The sequence below is a fragment of the Curtobacterium ammoniigenes NBRC 101786 genome, assembly GCF_001571045.1.
Taxonomy (GTDB): domain Bacteria; phylum Actinomycetota; class Actinomycetes; order Actinomycetales; family Microbacteriaceae; genus Curtobacterium; species Curtobacterium ammoniigenes.
In genome coordinates this window covers 336,751-352,570 of the sequence record NZ_BCSV01000003.1, presented here as the reverse complement: position 1 = coordinate 352,570, position 15,820 = coordinate 336,751, and the positions used below count along the sequence as shown (strand labels likewise).

The 15,820-nt window shown below is 69.1% G+C and carries 11 protein-coding genes; 4 read left to right on the top strand and 7 right to left on the bottom strand.

Annotated elements, in window-relative coordinates:
• Nucleotides 1–24: 24 nt before the first annotated feature.
• The 4 genes from CAM01S_RS08620 to aroA all read right to left on the bottom strand — a co-directional run bounded on the left by CAM01S_RS08620 (nt 25) and on the right by aroA (nt 6,333).
• Nucleotides 25–2,694, bottom strand: a complete 2,670-nt coding sequence (locus CAM01S_RS08620) for a LuxR family transcriptional regulator (protein WP_066519633.1) — start codon at nt 2,692–2,694, stop codon at nt 25–27.
• A gap of 332 nt (nt 2,695–3,026) precedes the next feature.
• Complete coding sequence (locus tag CAM01S_RS08615) at nt 3,027–3,851, bottom strand: inositol monophosphatase family protein (protein ID WP_066519628.1); 825 nt, start codon at nt 3,849–3,851, stop codon at nt 3,027–3,029.
• A gap of 45 nt (nt 3,852–3,896) precedes the next feature.
• Nucleotides 3,897–4,958 carry a ribosome small subunit-dependent GTPase A gene (rsgA, locus tag CAM01S_RS08610; protein ID WP_066519626.1) on the bottom strand — a complete coding sequence of 354 codons (1,062 nt, stop codon included), beginning with the start codon at nt 4,956–4,958 and terminating at the stop codon, nt 3,897–3,899.
• A gap of 10 nt (nt 4,959–4,968) precedes the next feature.
• On the bottom strand, nt 4,969–6,333 hold the full coding sequence (aroA, locus tag CAM01S_RS08605; RefSeq protein ID WP_066519624.1) for a 3-phosphoshikimate 1-carboxyvinyltransferase: 1,365 nt from the start codon (nt 6,331–6,333) through the stop codon (nt 4,969–4,971).
• A gap of 128 nt (nt 6,334–6,461) precedes the next feature.
• On the opposite strand from aroA, the gene CAM01S_RS08600 reads away from it, so the two are divergent.
• From CAM01S_RS08600 to CAM01S_RS08590, 3 genes are read left to right on the top strand one after another with little or no spacing between them, the layout of a single operon-like run.
• The gene (locus tag CAM01S_RS08600) at nt 6,462–7,217 is read left to right on the top strand and encodes a sigma-70 family RNA polymerase sigma factor (protein WP_083527904.1); all 756 of its coding nucleotides are present in this window, start codon (nt 6,462–6,464) and stop codon (nt 7,215–7,217) included.
• A complete protein-coding gene (locus CAM01S_RS08595) occupies nt 7,214–7,456 on the top strand; it encodes a zf-HC2 domain-containing protein (protein ID WP_066519623.1) in 243 nt (80 codons plus the stop codon). Before CAM01S_RS08600 ends, CAM01S_RS08595 begins: the two co-directional genes overlap by 4 nt.
• Nucleotides 7,457–7,513: 57 nt before the next feature.
• A complete protein-coding gene (locus tag CAM01S_RS08590) occupies nt 7,514–7,954 on the top strand; it encodes a GNAT family N-acetyltransferase (protein WP_066519620.1) in 441 nt (146 codons plus the stop codon).
• A gap of 109 nt (nt 7,955–8,063) precedes the next feature.
• Here CAM01S_RS08590 and CAM01S_RS08585 read toward each other — a convergent pair whose 3' ends face one another.
• Complete coding sequence (locus CAM01S_RS08585; RefSeq protein ID WP_066519614.1) at nt 8,064–11,783, bottom strand: multifunctional oxoglutarate decarboxylase/oxoglutarate dehydrogenase thiamine pyrophosphate-binding subunit/dihydrolipoyllysine-residue succinyltransferase subunit; 3,720 nt, start codon at nt 11,781–11,783, stop codon at nt 8,064–8,066.
• Nucleotides 11,784–11,922: 139 nt separating this feature from the next.
• Between CAM01S_RS08585 and guaB1 the strand changes: the two genes are divergently transcribed.
• Nucleotides 11,923–13,362 carry a GMP reductase gene (gene guaB1 / locus CAM01S_RS08580; RefSeq protein ID WP_066519611.1) on the top strand — a complete coding sequence of 480 codons (1,440 nt, stop codon included), beginning with the start codon at nt 11,923–11,925 and terminating at the stop codon, nt 13,360–13,362.
• 45 nt (nt 13,363–13,407) lie between these two features.
• Here the strand turns inward: guaB1 and CAM01S_RS08575 are convergent, their stop codons facing one another.
• Together CAM01S_RS08575 and CAM01S_RS08570 are read right to left on the bottom strand one after the other, a co-directional pair.
• On the bottom strand, nt 13,408–14,445 hold the full coding sequence (locus CAM01S_RS08575) for a hemolysin family protein (protein ID WP_066520013.1): 1,038 nt from the start codon (nt 14,443–14,445) through the stop codon (nt 13,408–13,410).
• Nucleotides 14,442–15,797 (bottom strand): hemolysin family protein, encoded by a 1,356-nt coding sequence (locus tag CAM01S_RS08570; protein WP_066519605.1) that lies wholly within the window; start codon nt 15,795–15,797, stop codon nt 14,442–14,444. The genes CAM01S_RS08575 and CAM01S_RS08570 overlap by 4 nt, the downstream gene beginning before the upstream one ends.
• Nucleotides 15,798–15,820: the final 23 nt, after the last annotated feature.

The following is a 15,820-nucleotide window of genomic DNA, read 5'->3' as shown; positions in this document are numbered from 1 at the left end:
GTGCCGGGCGGGGCTCGGTCGTCGTCAGGTGAGCAGCGCCACGAGATGCGACCGTGACCGGGCGCCGACCTTCCGATAGATCTGCGTCAGCCGGAGCTCGACGGTGCGCTGGGACATGTACAGCGAGGTCGCGATCTCCTTGTTCCGGTACCCCTGCGTGACCTTCTGCACGACCGCGCGCTCCTCGGCCGTCAGCATCGTCAAGATCGCCGAGGGCGTCGGGTCGCTCGGCGTCGCGGGAACCGGCGTGAGCTCGGCAACGACATGCTGCTGTTCTTGGACGGCGACCGGCCGACGGCGCGGTCGGTAGCGCATGCCCGCCGCCTCGAACGCGGCCGCAGCGGCGGCCACGTGCCGTTCGCAGCGGTCCGGCGCATCGACGGCAGCGAGTGCCGCGGATGACCGGGCGCGCTCGTAGGGCGAGTCCGCCGGCTCGAAGACGTCGAGCGCCCGCGCGATCGCGTCCGTGCGGAATGGCGGCTCTGCGACCAGCGCCATGCAGCGTGCGAGCGCGATCGCGCCCCATCGCGTTGGCCTGGCGTGATGATCGGCCGCGAGTCGCGCGGCGATCCGGCGCGCCTCGTCCGGCCGGCCAGCGCGGACAAGTGCTTCGACGAGGTCCGCGAGATGACGGAGGAGTGCTGGGTTTCGAATTCCTCGTGCGAGTGCATCCGCCGCCTCGAGCGCCGGGATCGCTGCCTCTGGGTTGCCGTCGAGCAGGAGGATGCGGCCGCGGAGCGCGTGGAGCCGCGCACTGGAACTCCAGCCCTGCGTGCTCGGGCGCATCCCGAGTGCGGCATCGATGCGTTCGATCGCCGCTTCGGACCGTCCCTCGACATGATCGCGCCAAGCGAGCGCCAGCGCGAAATCGCTCGGGAACACCCGCTCGCCGTCGCGACGGGTTGCCTCCCATTGGTCGACGATCCGGATCGCCTGCCGGAAGTTGCCGGCACGGATCTCGTTCAGCGCGGAGAGCGCTCGGACTGCCTCCGCCCAGATCGGCGCGCTCGAGCCGGTGCGGCCGAGCAGGAGCGAGAACACGCGACGGGCGCTCCGGTACCGTTCGCCCGTGCTCAATGCGCAACCGAGCAGAATGAGGGTCAGATCGCTGAGCGCCGATAGCGCGCTCGCGGCGAGCCCGTCGTACAGCGCCTGGTCCGGCGGAAGCTCGCCATCGATCGACCGGATGAGGTCGTGGGTGGCGCCGATGAGCTGCTTCGTCGCGGGGCTTGCGACGTCATGGAGCGACTGCGTGCGCTGCAGGAGGTCGCGCGCCCCGTCGAGGTCCCATTCCTGCGCTCGGAACGCCGCGACGAGCGCAAGGAGGCCGACGTAGGTCTCGGCTTCGTCACTGTCCTGCACGTCGAAGGGCGCGAGGAGTTCGTCGGCGTGGACGTGATCGCCCGCGAGGTACTCGGTGATGTATTGCAGACGCAGACGCCGTGCCTCGGCCGGGAGCCGTCGATGCGGCTGGCTCATCTGCAGGTAGCGGTCGGCGAGTGCAATCCGCCCCTGCCCGGCGAGCGCCTCGCCGAGGGCGAGGAGCGCATCCTGATCGGCGGAACCGGACAGCGACCCGGCGGTCAGCGCACGCTCCGCGAAGGCGACGGCGACGCGGGGGAGCCCCTCGAGCGCATAGGATCGCGCGGCGTCGAGCAGGGGGATCGGGTCGACGTGCTCGGATGTGTAGCTCCGATGCCAGAGATGCTGTCGCGGCGCTCGTCCATCCGTCGACGCGACAAGTTCCGCGTGTGATTCCCGTCGATCGCGCGCCGACGTCCGCCAGTGCAGGTACGACCGCAGATGCGGATCGCGCACCCACGCATATTGCCCGTGGAGATCGACGAGTCCGGCGTCGGCGAGATCGTCGAGGGCGTCGCGATCGATCCCTGCGATGGGAACGCGCATCACCGGGGCCAGTGCGAGGCGAGTCAAGACGGCGACGTCGTCCTGCGTGCGATCGCTGAGCGCATGCAGCGCGATCGCCTCGACGACCGGAGTCGGGCGCAGCGGCATCGGGATCGGGTCGACACCGCTCAGCTGTTCGGGCCGAAGGTGGTGGATCTGCTCGTGGATGGCCTGGGGGTTGCCGCCGGTCTCCGCAGCGATGATTGCTGCGACGCCGTCCGCGAGATCGGCGGTCGCGTGCGATCGCACTGCGGTGAGCGCGTCGTCGAACGCCAACGGACCGAGATGCATGACGGGCACCGATCGCATGGCTCCATCGGCGCGGTGCCGACGGAGACTCGCGACCAGGCGGATCGCTGTGCCCGCCAGTCGCGTCGCCAGGAAGCCGACGAGTTCGACGCTCGCCGCATCCATCCGGTCGAGGTCGTCGATGAGCACGAGCGTCGGTGGGAGGCGCAGCGAGTGGATCGACGCGACGAACTCCTGGCCGGCGGCGAGTCCGTGGATGCGAGGATCCTCATCGCGGGCGAAGCGAGCACTCAGCTCGGCTGCGCCATCGTGATCGAAGGCGGCGAAGAGCGCGGAGACGCCGGAACGGGACCACTCCTCTTCGCGGCCGCTGACGGCGACACGGACGACAGGGAGCGTGACGCGGAGCGCCACGGCTTCGAGGAGCGCGGTCTTTCCGACGCCGGGTTCACCGACGACGAGCAGTGCGGACTCTCGGGGGAGCGCGGCGAGGGCCGCGATCCGGTCGATTTCGGGTTCTCGGCCGGTGATCTCCATCGTGGCTCACCGCGCTCGGCAGAGACCATGGGCGCGTTCTCGAACGGTCTCGAGCGACGCGCGATGTGGAGCGTGGGCGCCTGGGGGAGCGCCGGTGGCATGGGTCGACGAAGGAATCGTCATGGTCACCCCTCGGGTTAGGGCAGTTCGACGAAAGAACGGGTATCGGAACTCGATCGACACCGTTCGCGCTGTGGGGTACGCCGCGAGTCGGACCAGCCGAGCTTCTTGGCTTAACGATAACTCAGGTTCGGAGGTGAGCGACAGACCGTTCTTGGATTGCTCGGAGCGACATGCCCCCAGTTTGGGGGCACAAGCGCTGAGTCCGGGACTTACGTCCCGCGGAGCCCGTCGAGCGCTGCCCTGTGCAGGTGGCCGTTCGTGGCCAGGGCGCTCCCGTGCCACGGGCCCTCCTCGCCGTCAAGCGAGCTGAACCGCCCGCCCGCCTCCTCGACGATCGGCGCGAGGGCTGCCATGTCCCACGGTCGGAGGTCTGGCTCTCCCGCGATGTCGAGGGCGCCCTCGGCGACGAGCATGTACGACCACATGTCGCCGTAGGCGCGCGTGCGCCAGACCTGCCGGGCGAGCGAGAGGAGTGCGGGCAGCCGGGCTGCGTCGTCCCACTGCTGGAGGCTGTTGTAGCTGAGCGACGCCTGGTCCAGTTCGCGGATCCCCGAAACGCGGATCCGGCGCGGGTTGCTTGGATCGAGGAAGTCAGACGTCCATGCTCCCGCATCGGTTGCCGCCCACCATCGCCGGCCGAGGGCGGGCGCGCTCACCACACCGACGCGGGGAATGCCGCCGTCCACGAGCGCGATCAGCGTGGCCCAGACCGGAACGCCGCGGAGATAATTGGCGGTCCCGTCAATGGGGTCGATGATCCACTGCCGACCGCCCTGCTCCGCGACCGGGCTCCCTTCGGTGGCCGCTGTCTCCTCGCCGAGGAACGCGTCGTTCGGTCGCGCGTCGGCGAGCGCCGCCCGCAGTGCACGCTCGACGGCTTGGTCGGCGTCGGTCACGTGCGTTCTGTCGGCTTTGAGGTCGACGTGGAGGTCGGCAGCGCGATACCGGTCGAGGCTGATGGCATCAGCGAGATCCGCGAGGTGCAGCGCGAAACTGAGGTCAGATTCCCACTGGCTCTCGGGAGACTCGGTCACACCGGGGAGCCTATCGGCTCACCGGGACCGCGTTGTTCGACGCGGTCACTCTGTTGCAGGGTCGTCTTCTCCCAGCGCGGTAAGCAGGGCGCGGAACGAGTCCAGTCGCTCGACGCCGGTCGGTCCGAGCTCGCCCTCGGCGACGCGATCGACGATCTCCCAGTCGTGGGCTTCGGCGAGCGGTATCCCGTCGGCTGGCGGGCGGACCGGCACGGCATGGGCGGCGAACGCGCGGAACACGTTCGCCGGGTCGATATGACCGAGGCCGAATGATCGCACTCCGGGCGTATCGATGATCCAGCCGCCGTCGCGAACGCGCAGGGCGACGGAGGATGACGACGTGTGTCGTCCGCGTCCGGTCACGGCGTTGACCACGCCCGTGGCTCGATCGGCGCCGGTCAGTGCGTTGACGAGCGTCGACTTCCCGACACCGGAGTGGCCGACCGCGACGGTGACGTGACCGTCGAGGACGGTGTGGAAGGCGTCGAGCGGCACGGCGTCCCGCGCGCTCGTCACGATCCGGAGATCAAGGCAGGCGAAGTGATCGAGGAACGATCCTGGGTCGGCGCGATCGGTCTTCGTGATGCACAGGATCGGATCGAGGCCGGCGTCGAAGGCGGCCACGAGATACCGGTCCACGAGGCGAGGGCGCGGCTCGGGATCCGCCGCCGCGACGACGATGAGCAGCTGGTCGGCGTTCGCGACGATGACACGCTCGACATCATCCGTGTCGTCGGCGCTCCGGCGCAGGAAGGTCGTTCGGTCGGCGACGCGCACGACCCGCGCGAGTGTGCCCGGCTCGCCGGACAGGTCGCCCACGAGGGAGACATGATCGCCGGTGACCACCGACTTCCGGCCGAGCTCACGGGCTTTTGTCGCGACGACGGTGCGGCCGTCGGCGCCAGCGAGTCCCTGGTCGATGAGGACCGCGTATCGACCCCGGTCGACGCCGGTCACCCAGCCCGGTGTGGCGTCCTGATGTGCTGGGCGAACCTTGGTTCGAGGCCGCGAGCCCTTCGGGTTCGGGCGCACCCGCGCCGAGGATTCGTCGAACGCGCCCCACGGCTCATCGTCGTCATCCGCGTCGGTATCTTCCCACCAGCTCATCGCCGACTCGTCACCGATCGCGCGCGGTGCCCGCCGCGGGTGTCGCCGCGACGAGCGCGGCCCACAGCTCCGGGAACTGCGGGAGCGTCTTGCCGGTCGAGCCGATGTCGTCGATGACGACCCCGGGCACCGCGAGTCCGACGATCGCGCCGGCGGTCGCCATGCGATGGTCGTCGAACGCCTTCCATCCGCCGCCGTGGAGCGGGCGCGGCTCGATGCGCAGGCCGTCGTCGAGTTCGGTGACGGCGCCTCCCAAGCCGTTGATATCGGCGGCGAGCGCGGCGAGCCGGTCGGTCTCGTGCCCGCGAAGATGGCCGATGCCGGTGATCGTCGACGGCGTCGACGCGAGCGCGCAGAGCGCGACGATCGCTGGTGCGAGCTCCCCACCGCGAGAGAGGTCGAGGTCGACGCCCGGGAGTTCTGCGCCGCCGCGGACGCCATCGCCGCCGTCGATCACGAGATCGTCGCCGTCGCGCGTGACGCGGGCTCCCCAACGCGGCAGGAGCGTCTCGAGGTCGGCGCCGACCTGCGTGGTCTGCGTCGGCCAGGTGCGAATGCGAACACGACCGCCAGCGACGAGGGCGGCGATCGCGAACGGCGCGGCGTTCGACAGGTCCGGCTCGATCGTGACGTCGAGTGCGCGGATCGGTCCGGGGTGGACATGCCATTCACCGGAGGCGGGCACGTCGACGGTGACGCCGCGCGCGCGGAGCGCAGCGATCGTCATGTCGATGTGCGGGATGCTCGGCAGCCGTGATCCGACATGCCGGAGGACGAGTCCGTTCGTGAACCGCGGCGCGGACAGGAGGAGCGCGGAGACGAACTGCGACGACGCACTGGCGTCCATGTCGATCGCGCCACCGTGGACAGCGCCGGTTCCGCGCACCGTGAACGGGAGCGAGCCGCCCCCGTCGTCCGGGAACGCGACGTCGAGCGCGCGGAGGGCATCGATGACGGGTCGCATCGGCCGGCGTCGTGCACCGTCGTCGCCGTCGAACACGACGTCGCCGACGGCGAGCGCGGCGAGCGGTGGGAGGAAGCGCATCACGGTACCCGCGAGGCCGCAGTCGATGCGGACGTCCCCGCGCAGCGGACCCGGGGTGATCAGCAGGTCCGAGCCGTAGGGGCCCACTTCGCCGGTCGGAGCGATATCGGTGCCGAGGGCGCGCAGACCATCGATCATGAGCGCGGAATCGCGGGAGTACAGGGGCAGGTGCAGGCGCCCCGGCTCGTCCGCGAGCGCGGCAAGGACAAGCTCCCGGTTCGTCAGCGACTTCGACCCTGGGAGGCGCACATCACCCGCCAGCGCATGCGTCGCGATCGGTGCGGCCCAGAAATCGGGCGCGGGCGTTCGGGAATTGGGCGTGGCCTCCATCGGTTCACAACAGTACCGACCCCGGGAGGGACATGGTGATGACACTCGCGACACCCGTCGCACCGCCGCGGGCCAGCGCGTTCGACGCCGGGATGCTCGCTCGGGTCGTCCGCCTAGACTGGCGGGCGATGACCGAGGACCGTGAGCCGGAGCACGAGCAGCTCCTGCGCGACACCGAAGAGCAACTCGACGCGATCGAGCTGGAAGACGGCGCTGACGTCGTGGATGCGACGACCGTGTCGGAGGACGAGCTCCGCGACCTCTTCGAGACCCAGGCGCTCCCGTTCATGGACCAGCTGTACGGCGCGGCCATGCGGATGACCCGGAACCCGGCGGACGCCTCCGATCTGGTCCAGGAAACGTTCGTCAAGGCGTTCGCGGCGTTCCGGAGCTTCCGGCAGGGCACCAACCTGAAGGCGTGGCTCTACCGCATCCTGACGAACACGTTCATCAATACCTACCGGAAGAACCAGCGCAACCCCTACCAGGGGACCATCGACGAGCTCGAGGACTGGCAGCTCGGTGGCGCCGAGAGCGTGACGCAGGGCGGATCGTCCCGGTCGGCGGAAGCCGACGCGATTGATCACCTCCCGTCGTCCGCGGTGAAGGACGCGTTGCAGGCGATCCCGGAGGACTTCCGCATGGCCGTCTACTTTGCCGACGTCGAGGGCTTCTCGTATCAGGAGATCGCCGACATCATGAAGACACCGGTGGGAACAGTGATGTCCCGCCTGCACCGTGGCCGTCGTCTGCTGCGCGGACTGCTGGCCGACCATGCGAGAGAAACCGGTGTGGTTCCGGACGCGACGTCGACGTCGACGATGCGCGGCCGAGGGCGCACCGCGTCCGCCCCGGCGGGCACCAGCGGAAGGAGCGCGCGATGAGCGGCTGCGATTGCGCCAAGGCACGAGCCGAGCTCGAAGAGTTTCTGCACAACGAGTTGCGTGGCGACGACGTGGCGGACATTCGGGCGCACATGGAGACCTGCGTCGAATGCTCCGAAGAGCACCGCGTCGGCGCGGTGCTGATGGAGACGGTCAAACGGGCTTGCCGTGAGGAAGCGCCCGAAGCGCTCCGGATCCAGGTGCTTGCCCGCATCCGTGCCGAACAGTCCACGCACTGATCAATCGAGTCGGGGCGCGAATTCGTGGATCGGATTCGGCCCGCTAGGGTCGATTTCATGACTCTTGCCGTCGAAGCGATCTCGGTCTGGTCGGACGACGATGTCGACGACGTCACGGCGTTGGTGCGCACGCTCGGCTACGACGTGGACAGCGCTGCGATGCGTCGGCGGCTCGAGCGGCTGACGCCTGCGGCGGGCCATCGAACCTGGGTGACGCGCGACGACTCGGGGCGTGTCTCATCGGTGTCCGGCGCGCAGGTGACGTGGGCGTACAGCGCCGACGAGCCGACCGCGCAACTGCTGCTGCTCGTCGTCCGCGACGACGCACGACACGCAGGCACCGGATCCGCGTTGCTCGCGATCTTCGAGTCCTGGGCCCGGGAGCAGGGGGCTCGTCGTCTCAGCGCGGTGTCTGCAGCGGCGACCGACTCCGCGCACCGGTTCTACCAGAAGCGCGGCTACCACGAAGCTGGGGTCCGGTACACCAAGCTCGCGTAGCCGGGGGCGCCCGACGGACCGCGTCGACGTGCGGCGGGAACGGCATCGCCCGTCGGTCCGGCAGCGACGCCAGCGTTCCTGACGTCGCTGCCAGGCCGCGTGATCGAGCTCAGCCGATCGCAGCCGCAATCACGGCCGCGGCCTCGTTCGCGCTGACCTTCGCGGATCCGGACGCCGGAGCCGCACTCGCAGGCCGGGCGGCGACACCCAGCGGGCGTCCGCCGAGATGCGGGCTCAGGTTCATGAACACGAACGGCCAGGCGCCCTGGTTCTCCGGTTCCTCCTGGGCCCAGACGAGCTCAGCATCCGGCGAAGCGTTCACGATTCCGAGGATCTGCTCGATCGGGAGCGGCGCGAGCTGCTCCACACGGACGAAGGAGACATCCGTGACGGAGCGGCGCTCCGCCTCCGACACGAGATCCCAGTGGATCTTGCCCGAGTGCAGGACGATCCGACGGATCGAGCCCTTGTCGGCGATCCGATCGTCGTCGATGACTTCGCGGAACGACCCGGACGTGAAGTCCGACACCGCCGACGTCGCCTGCCGCATGCGGAGCATCGCCTTCGGCGAGAACACGATGAGCGGCTTCTGCGGCCGTGCGTACGCCTGCCGACGCAGCAGGTGGAAGTGCGACGCGGGCGTCGATGGACGCGCGACGACCATGTTGTCCTCGGCGCAGAGCTGCAGGTAGCGCTCGATGCGCGCGGACGAGTGATCGGGCCCCTGCCCTTCGTACCCGTGCGGGAGGAGCATCACCAGTCCGCTCCGTTGGCCCCACTTCTGCTCCGCCGACGAGATGAACTCGTCGATGATCGTCTGCGCGCCGTTGGCGAAGTCACCGAACTGCGCCTCCCACATGGTCAGCGCCTCGGGCCGCTCGACCGAGTAGCCGTACTCGAAACCGAGCGCTGCGTACTCGCTGAGCAGGGAATCGTAGATATAGAGCCGGGCCTGCCCCTCCGCGATGTTCGCGAGCGGCAGCCACTCCTGACCGTTCTCACGGTCGTGGAACACGGCCTGCCGTTGCACGAAGGTGCCTCGGCGCGAATCCTGGCCGGCAAGACGGACCGGCTTGCCCTCCACGAGCAGCGACCCGATGGCGAGGAGTTCGCCCATCGCCCAGTCGATGCCGCCGGAGCGGGTCATCTCGGTGCGCTTCTGCAGCAGCTGCTGCAGCTTGGGGTGCACGGTGAAGCCCGCCGGGGCGTTCGCGTGCGCGTCGCCGACCATGCGGATGAACTCCTCGGACACGGCGGTGTCGTGGCCGGTCTGCGTAGTGTCATCGCGCTGCGACGACGGACGCTCCAGGTCGCCGACGGCGCCGCCGTCCGGCGAGACGACCGGGATCGTGCCGGTCTGCGCCTCGTGCGTCTCCGCGAACGCGCGCTCGAGCTGATCCTGGAAGTCGCGGTGCGCCTGCTCGTACTCGTCCTGCGTGATGTCCCCACGCCCGACGAGTGCCTCGGTGTAGAGAGTCCGCACCGACCGCTTCGCCTCGATGAGGTTGTACATGAGCGGCTGCGTCATCGAGGGGTCGTCGCCCTCATTGTGGCCACGACGGCGGTAGCAGACGAGGTCGATCACGACATCGCGGTGGAACCGCTCGCGATAGGCGAAGGCGAGCTCCGCAACGCGCGCCACCGCCTCCGGGTCGTCACCGTTCACATGGAAGATCGGTGCCTGAATCGTCTTCGCCACATCCGTCGAGTACACGGAGGTCCGCGCGTCGGAGGGCGACGTGGTGAAGCCGATCTGGTTGTTGATCACGAGGTGCACACTGCCGCCGGTCGTGTACCCGCGGAGCTGCGACAGTTGGAACGTCTCGACGACCACGCCCTGGCCGGCCATCGCGGCATCGCCGTGGACGAGGACGGGAAGCACACCGTAGGTGCCCTTCGGCGTGCGGTCCTGCTTCGCGCGCACGATGCCCTCGAGAACGCCATCCGCCGCTTCGAGGTGCGACGGGTTGGCCGCGATCGTCACCGGGATCGTCGTGCCGCCGGTGCATCGGAACGTGCCCTCGGTCCCCAGGTGGTACTTGACATCGCCGGAACCGTGGCCGGCAACCTGCCCAGGGATCTGGGTGCCCTCGAACTCGCGGAAGATCTGACCGTAGGTCTTCCCCGCGATGTTTGTGAGGACGTTCAACCGGCCCCGGTGCGCCATCCCGACGACGACCTCCGTGAGGCCGCCGAAGGCTGCGTGCTGGATCAGCGTGTCGAGGAAGGCGATCGTCGACTCGCCGCCTTCGAGCGAGAACCGCTTCTGACCGACGTACTTCGTCTGCAGGAAGGTCTCGAACGCCTCCGCCTGGTTCAGCTTACCGAGGATACGCAGCTGCTCATCCTTCGACGGCTTCTGGTATTTGACCTCGACGTGCTCCTGCATCCATCGGCGCTGCTCCGGGTCCTGGATGTGCATGTACTCGATGCCGACCGTTCGGCAGTACGAGTCGCGCAGGATCCCGAGGATGTCGCGGAGCGGGAGGGACGTGGTGCCGCCGAGACCGCCGGTCACGAACTCGCGGTCGAGATCCCAGAAGGTCAGGCCGTGATTCTCGATCTCGAGGTCGGGATGGGTGCGCTGGCGGTACTCGAGCGGATCGATGTCGGCCATGAGGTGGCCGCGCACGCGGAAGCTGTTGATGAGCTCCTGGACGCGTGCAGTCTTGTTGACGCGCGACGAGAGGTCGACGTTGATGTCCGAAGCCCACTGGATCGGCTTGTACGGGATGCGGAGCGCGGCGAACACGCCCTCGTAGAAGCCGCGCTGGCCGATCAGGAGCTCGTGCACCTTCTTCAGGTACTCACCCGAGCCGGCGCCCTGAATCACGCGATGGTCGTACGTCGAGGTCAGGGTGATGGTCTTGCCGACACCGAGCTCGACGAGCGTCTTCTCTGCGGAGCCTTGGAACTGCGCGGGGTACTCGAGCGCTCCCGCGCCGATGATCGAGCCCTGGCCCTTCGTGAGGCGAGGCACGGAGTGAACGGTACCGATGCCTCCCGGGTTGGTCAGGGAGATCGTGGTTCCGGCGAAGTCCTGGGGGGTCAGCTTGTTGTCGCGCGCCCGCTTGACGAGGTCCTCGTAGGCAGCGAGGAACTGCCCGAACGTGAGGGTCTCCGCCTGCTTGATGCTCGGGACGAGCAGCGCGCGGGTGCCGTCCGACTTGGGGACATCGATCGCGATGCCGAGGTTCACGTGCGCGGGGGTCACGACGAACGGCTTGCCGTCGCGTTCCTCGTAGAACACGTTCTGCGAGGGGAACTCCTGCAGCGCCTGCACCATGGCCCAGGCGATCAGGTGCGTGAACGACACCTTCCCGCCGCGCGAGCGCCGGAGGTGGTTGTTGATCACGATGCGGTTGTCGATGAGGAGCTTCGCGGGGATCGTGCGAACGCTGGTCGCCGTCGGGACGGTGAGCGAGGCGTCCATGTTCGAGGCGAGGGTCTTGGCCATGCCGCGGAGCGGCGTCGCGACGTCTTCGCGGGTCTCGGTCGACTCGGACCGGGTGTCGTTCGCCTGCGCGGGGATGGGCTGCGGCGAGGGCTGCTTCGAGGTGGTCCGCGCCTGGAGCGGGGCGGTCGCAGGCTGGCCGCCAGCGGTTTGCGGTGCGGCACCGGCGCTGGGCGCCGTCGGCGCGGCGGGTGCGGTTGGAGCGCTCGCGGTGGTCGTCTGGGTGCGGTGGTAGCTCTCGAGCACCGGCCACCACGACTTGTCCACGGAGTTCCGGTCGGCGAGGAACTGTTCGTACAGTTCATCGACGAGCCACTCGTTGGCGCCGAATTCGTTCGCGGTCTCGTCCGATGTCCCGGTCAGATGGCTCGACACAGCCGATCGCCCACTCTCCGTCGATTGTTCCTCGTGCACGTGCATGCAGCCCTGCACGCACCGGTCAAGACTAGTCGCTGCGCACGCGGACGACGGTCAGACGAGGACGGGGGTGTCGCGTCCGCAGTACGGTTGCGGCATGAGGTTCTACGAGACCCGGCCGTCGCACGATCTGACCTACTCAGACGTGTTCCTCGTGCCGTCGCGCTCGGGCGTCACGAGCCGCTTCGACGTCGATCTCGCACCAGCGGACGGAACCGGAGCGACCATTCCGATCGTCAGCGCGAACATGAACTCGGTGACGGGTCCGCGGCTCGCGGCGACCCTCGCACGGCGCGGAGGCCTCGGGGTCCTTCCCCAAGACATGCACCTGCAGGATCTCGATGCCGCGATCCGATGGGTGAAGGCACAGCCCGTCGCGTTCGACACCGCCTTCGAGCTCACCGCGGACACCACGGTGGCCGAGGCGCTCACGCAGCTGCTCCCCACCCACGACTTCGGGGTCGTCGTGCGCGATGCCGCCGGCGACTACCTCGGATGTGTTCCGGCCGAACGACTCGGGAGCGCGGGGGAGGACGCGACGCTCGGCGACCTGCTGCACGGCGCCGTGACCGCCATCGACGCCGACGACGTCGACTCGCCGCGGTCGGTGTTCGACCTGCTCGTCGCCGCCGACGTCTCGTTCGCGCCGGTCATGCGCCACGGCCGAGTCGTCGGGACCACGAGCCGTGCGAGTGCGATCCGTGCCGACATCTACCGGCCTGCTGTCGACGCGCAGGGGCGCCTCCGCGTCGCCGCGGCGATCGGTATCAACGGCGATGTCGCCGAGAAGGCGACCGCCCTCGCCGCCGCTGGCGTCGATGTGCTCGTCTTGGACACGGCGCACGGCCATCAGGAGGGCATGCTCCGCGCACTGCGAACGGTGTCGGAGCTCGGGCTCGGACTCCCGCTCGTCGCGGGCAATGTCGTCACCGCGGACGCCGTCGATCATCTCGTCGGCGCAGGAGCGTCGATCGTGAAGGTCGGTGTCGGCCCGGGGGCGATGTGCACCACCCGCATGATGACCGCCGTCGGCCGCCCGCAGTTCTCCGCGGTCCTCGAGACTGCCGCCGCCGCGCGCTCGATGGGCGCGCATGTGTGGGCCGACGGTGGCGTCCGCTATCCGCGCGACGTCGCGCTCGCGCTCGCGGCCGGCGCGTCGAGCGTCATGATCGGCTCGTGGTTCGCGGGCACGCTGGAAGCGCCGGGCGTGCTGCGGCGCGACCGCGACGGTCGGGCGTACAAGGAGAGCTGGGGCATGGCGAGCGCGAAAGCCGTTCGCGAGCGATTCGAGCGGCTCGACCCGTTCCAGCGGGCCCGGAAGGCGCTCTTCGCCGAGGGCATCTCGTCGTCCACCATCTACCTCGACCCGGAGCGTCCGAGCGTCGAGGACCTGCTCGACATGATCACGACCGGCGTCCGCAGTTCGGCGACGTACGCGGGCGCACGCTCGATCGCGGAGTTCGCCGATCGCGCCCTGGTCGGCATCCAGTCCGCAGCCGGCTACGAGGAGGGCAAGCCGCTTCCGGCCTCCTGGTGAGCCGTGACCCTGTCCGACCGGTCCAGGCGGGAGGCGCGCGGCACGTCAGTGTCGCCGCGTCGCGTCCTCGACCTCGCCGACCAGTTCTTCGAGGATGTCCTCGAGGAAGAGCACCCCGGTTGTCGCCCCGTTCGCGTCGAACGCGCGAGCGAGATGCCGACCGGCGGAGCGCATCGTCGCGAGCGCGTCTTCGAGCTCCATCTGCGTGTAGAGCGAGATCAGCTGCCGGATGCGTTTCGGCGGCACCGGATCGTCGTACTCGTCCGTCCGGAGATCGATGACGTCCTTGACGTGCACGTAGCCGGTCGGCTCGCCGCTCGGCCCGATCAGGACGTATCGGGAGAACCCATGCTGGGCGACGGCCCGCTCGACGTCAGCCGGTGTCGCGTCCTCTGGGAGTGTGACAAGTCCGGGCATCGGCACCGCGACGTCCTCGACACGCTTGGTCGTGAACTCGAACGCGAGGTCGAGCGTGCCGGTGCCGCCAGCGAGCACGCCGGCACGACGGGACTCTTCGACGATCGTCTGCACCTCGTCGACTGTGTAGGCGGAGACCGCCTCGGACCTGGGCTCGACGCGAAATGCTCGCAGCACGGCGTTCGCGAGCATGTTCAGGAACGCGCTCGCCCAGCCGAGCCCCCTCGCGATGAAGAACAGCGTCGGCACGAGTGCGAGCGCCGCGCGATCCGGCATCGCGAACGCAAGGTTCTTCGGCACCATCTCGCCGAAGACGACATGCAGGAACGAGACGATCACGAGGGTCACGACGAACGCGACCGTGACGATCACGTCTTCGTTCCAGCCGGTGAGCGCGAGCGGTGCGCCGAGGAGGTGGTGGATCGCGGGCTCGGACACGTTGAGGATGAGCAGCGAGCAGACGGTGATCCCGAGCTGCGTCGTCGCGAGCATGAGCGTCGCGTGCTCCATCGCCCAGATCGTGCGCTGCGCGGCTCGGGATCCGGCGTCGGCTCGCGGCTCGATCTGGGATCGTCGTGCGGAGATCACCGCGAACTCCGCGGCGACGAAGAACGCGTTCCCGAGGAGCAGAACGACGAGCCAGATGATTCCCGCGGCGTCGCTCACGATGCCGACTCCGTGTTCGTCGTGGTGCCCTTGGCCGCGGTGCCCTCCGCGGCGTCCGGTGCGGGAGTCCACCGGATCCGATCGACGCGACGACCGTCGAGCCGCTCGACCCGAAACACACCGCCGTCGATGGTGATCTCATCGCCGACCGCCGGCAGCCGCCCGAGCTGCGCCATCAGGAAGCCGGCGATCGTCTCGTAGGCGGCGCTCTCCGGGACGCGGACGCCCGCACGGTCCTCCAGCTCGTCCGGTCGAAGCAGTCCAGGGAACGTCAGCCATCCGCGCGATCGGACGACGTCGATCCGCGCCCGGTCGTGCTCGTCAGACACCTCGCCGACGAGTTCCTCGACGAGATCCTCGAGCGTCACGACACCGGCAGTCCCGCCGTACTCGTCCACCACGATGACCATCTGGTAGCCGCGACCGCGGAGCTCGGCGAGCAGGAGGTCGCCCGGCATGGTCTCCGGGACGCGTTCGGCGTCGGTCATGATCGCGCCGACCGGCACGTCGTCGCGGCGGTCCCGGGGTACCGCGACCGCCTGCTTGACGTGCACGATGCCCACGATGTCGTCCGCGTCGTCGTCGATGACCGGAAACCGGCTGAATCCGGTCCGGATCGTGAGGGCGAGGACCTCCGAGGCGGACGCACCGACGCCGATCATGCTGACGCGCGGGCGGGGTGTCATGAGGTCGCCGGCGGAGCGCTCGGCGAATGCGAGCGTTCGGGTGAGGAGGGTCGCGGTGTCGGCCTCGAGCAGACCCTCGAGCGCCGAGCGACGGAGCAGGCTCGTCAGTTCTTCAGCGCTGCGCGCCCCGGAGAGTTCCTCCTGCGGCTCGACGCCGATGCCGCGGAGCACGACGTTCGCGGTGCCGTTGAGGAGCGACACAGCAGGCCGGAACACCGCGGTGAAGCCCACCTGCAGCGGCACGACCAGTTTCGCCGTCGGGATGGGGAGTGCGAGTGCGAAGTTCTTCGGCACCAGTTCGCCGAGCAGCATCGACAGCAGGGTGGCGATGACGAGCGCGAGGATCGACCCGATCGCGTCTGCTGCGGTGGGTGAGAGCGGCGTCCGGCCGAGCGGGCCGCCCAGCAGCTTGCCGATTGACGGTTCCAGGAGGAATCCGGTGAGCAGGGTGGTCAGGGTGATCCCGAGCTGCGCGCTCGAGAGGTGTGTCGACGTGCGACGCAACGCACCGATGATCGGACTGAGGCCGGATTCGCCGCGCTCGCGCCGCGCCTCCAGATCGGCTCGATCGAGGTTGACGAGGGCGAACTCACTCGCGACGAACACCCCGGTGCCGAGCGTCAGCAGGACACCGCCGATCAGCATGAGCACGGAGACTGCGCTCATGATCGCCTGGAAGCGGTGGGCTG

Bases quoted from the DNA above. Each gene is read 5' to 3' on its own strand.
- CAM01S_RS08620 (WP_066519633.1), bottom strand. From the start codon at position 2,694: ATGGAGATCACCGGCCGAGAACCCGAAATCGACCGGATCGCGGCCCTC.
- rsgA (WP_066519626.1), bottom strand. From the start codon at position 4,958: ATGAGCTGGTGGGAAGATACCGACGCGGATGACGACGATGAGCCGTGG.
- aroA (WP_066519624.1), bottom strand. From the start codon at position 6,333: ATGGAGGCCACGCCCAATTCCCGAACGCCCGCGCCCGATTTCTGGGCC.
- CAM01S_RS08600 (WP_083527904.1), top strand. From the start codon at position 6,462: ATGACCGAGGACCGTGAGCCGGAGCACGAGCAGCTCCTGCGCGACACC.
- CAM01S_RS08595 (WP_066519623.1), top strand. From the start codon at position 7,214: ATGAGCGGCTGCGATTGCGCCAAGGCACGAGCCGAGCTCGAAGAGTTT.
- CAM01S_RS08590 (WP_066519620.1), top strand. From the start codon at position 7,514: ATGACTCTTGCCGTCGAAGCGATCTCGGTCTGGTCGGACGACGATGTC.
- guaB1 (WP_066519611.1), top strand. From the start codon at position 11,923: ATGAGGTTCTACGAGACCCGGCCGTCGCACGATCTGACCTACTCAGAC.
- CAM01S_RS08570 (WP_066519605.1), bottom strand. From the start codon at position 15,797: ATGAGCGCAGTCTCCGTGCTCATGCTGATCGGCGGTGTCCTGCTGACG.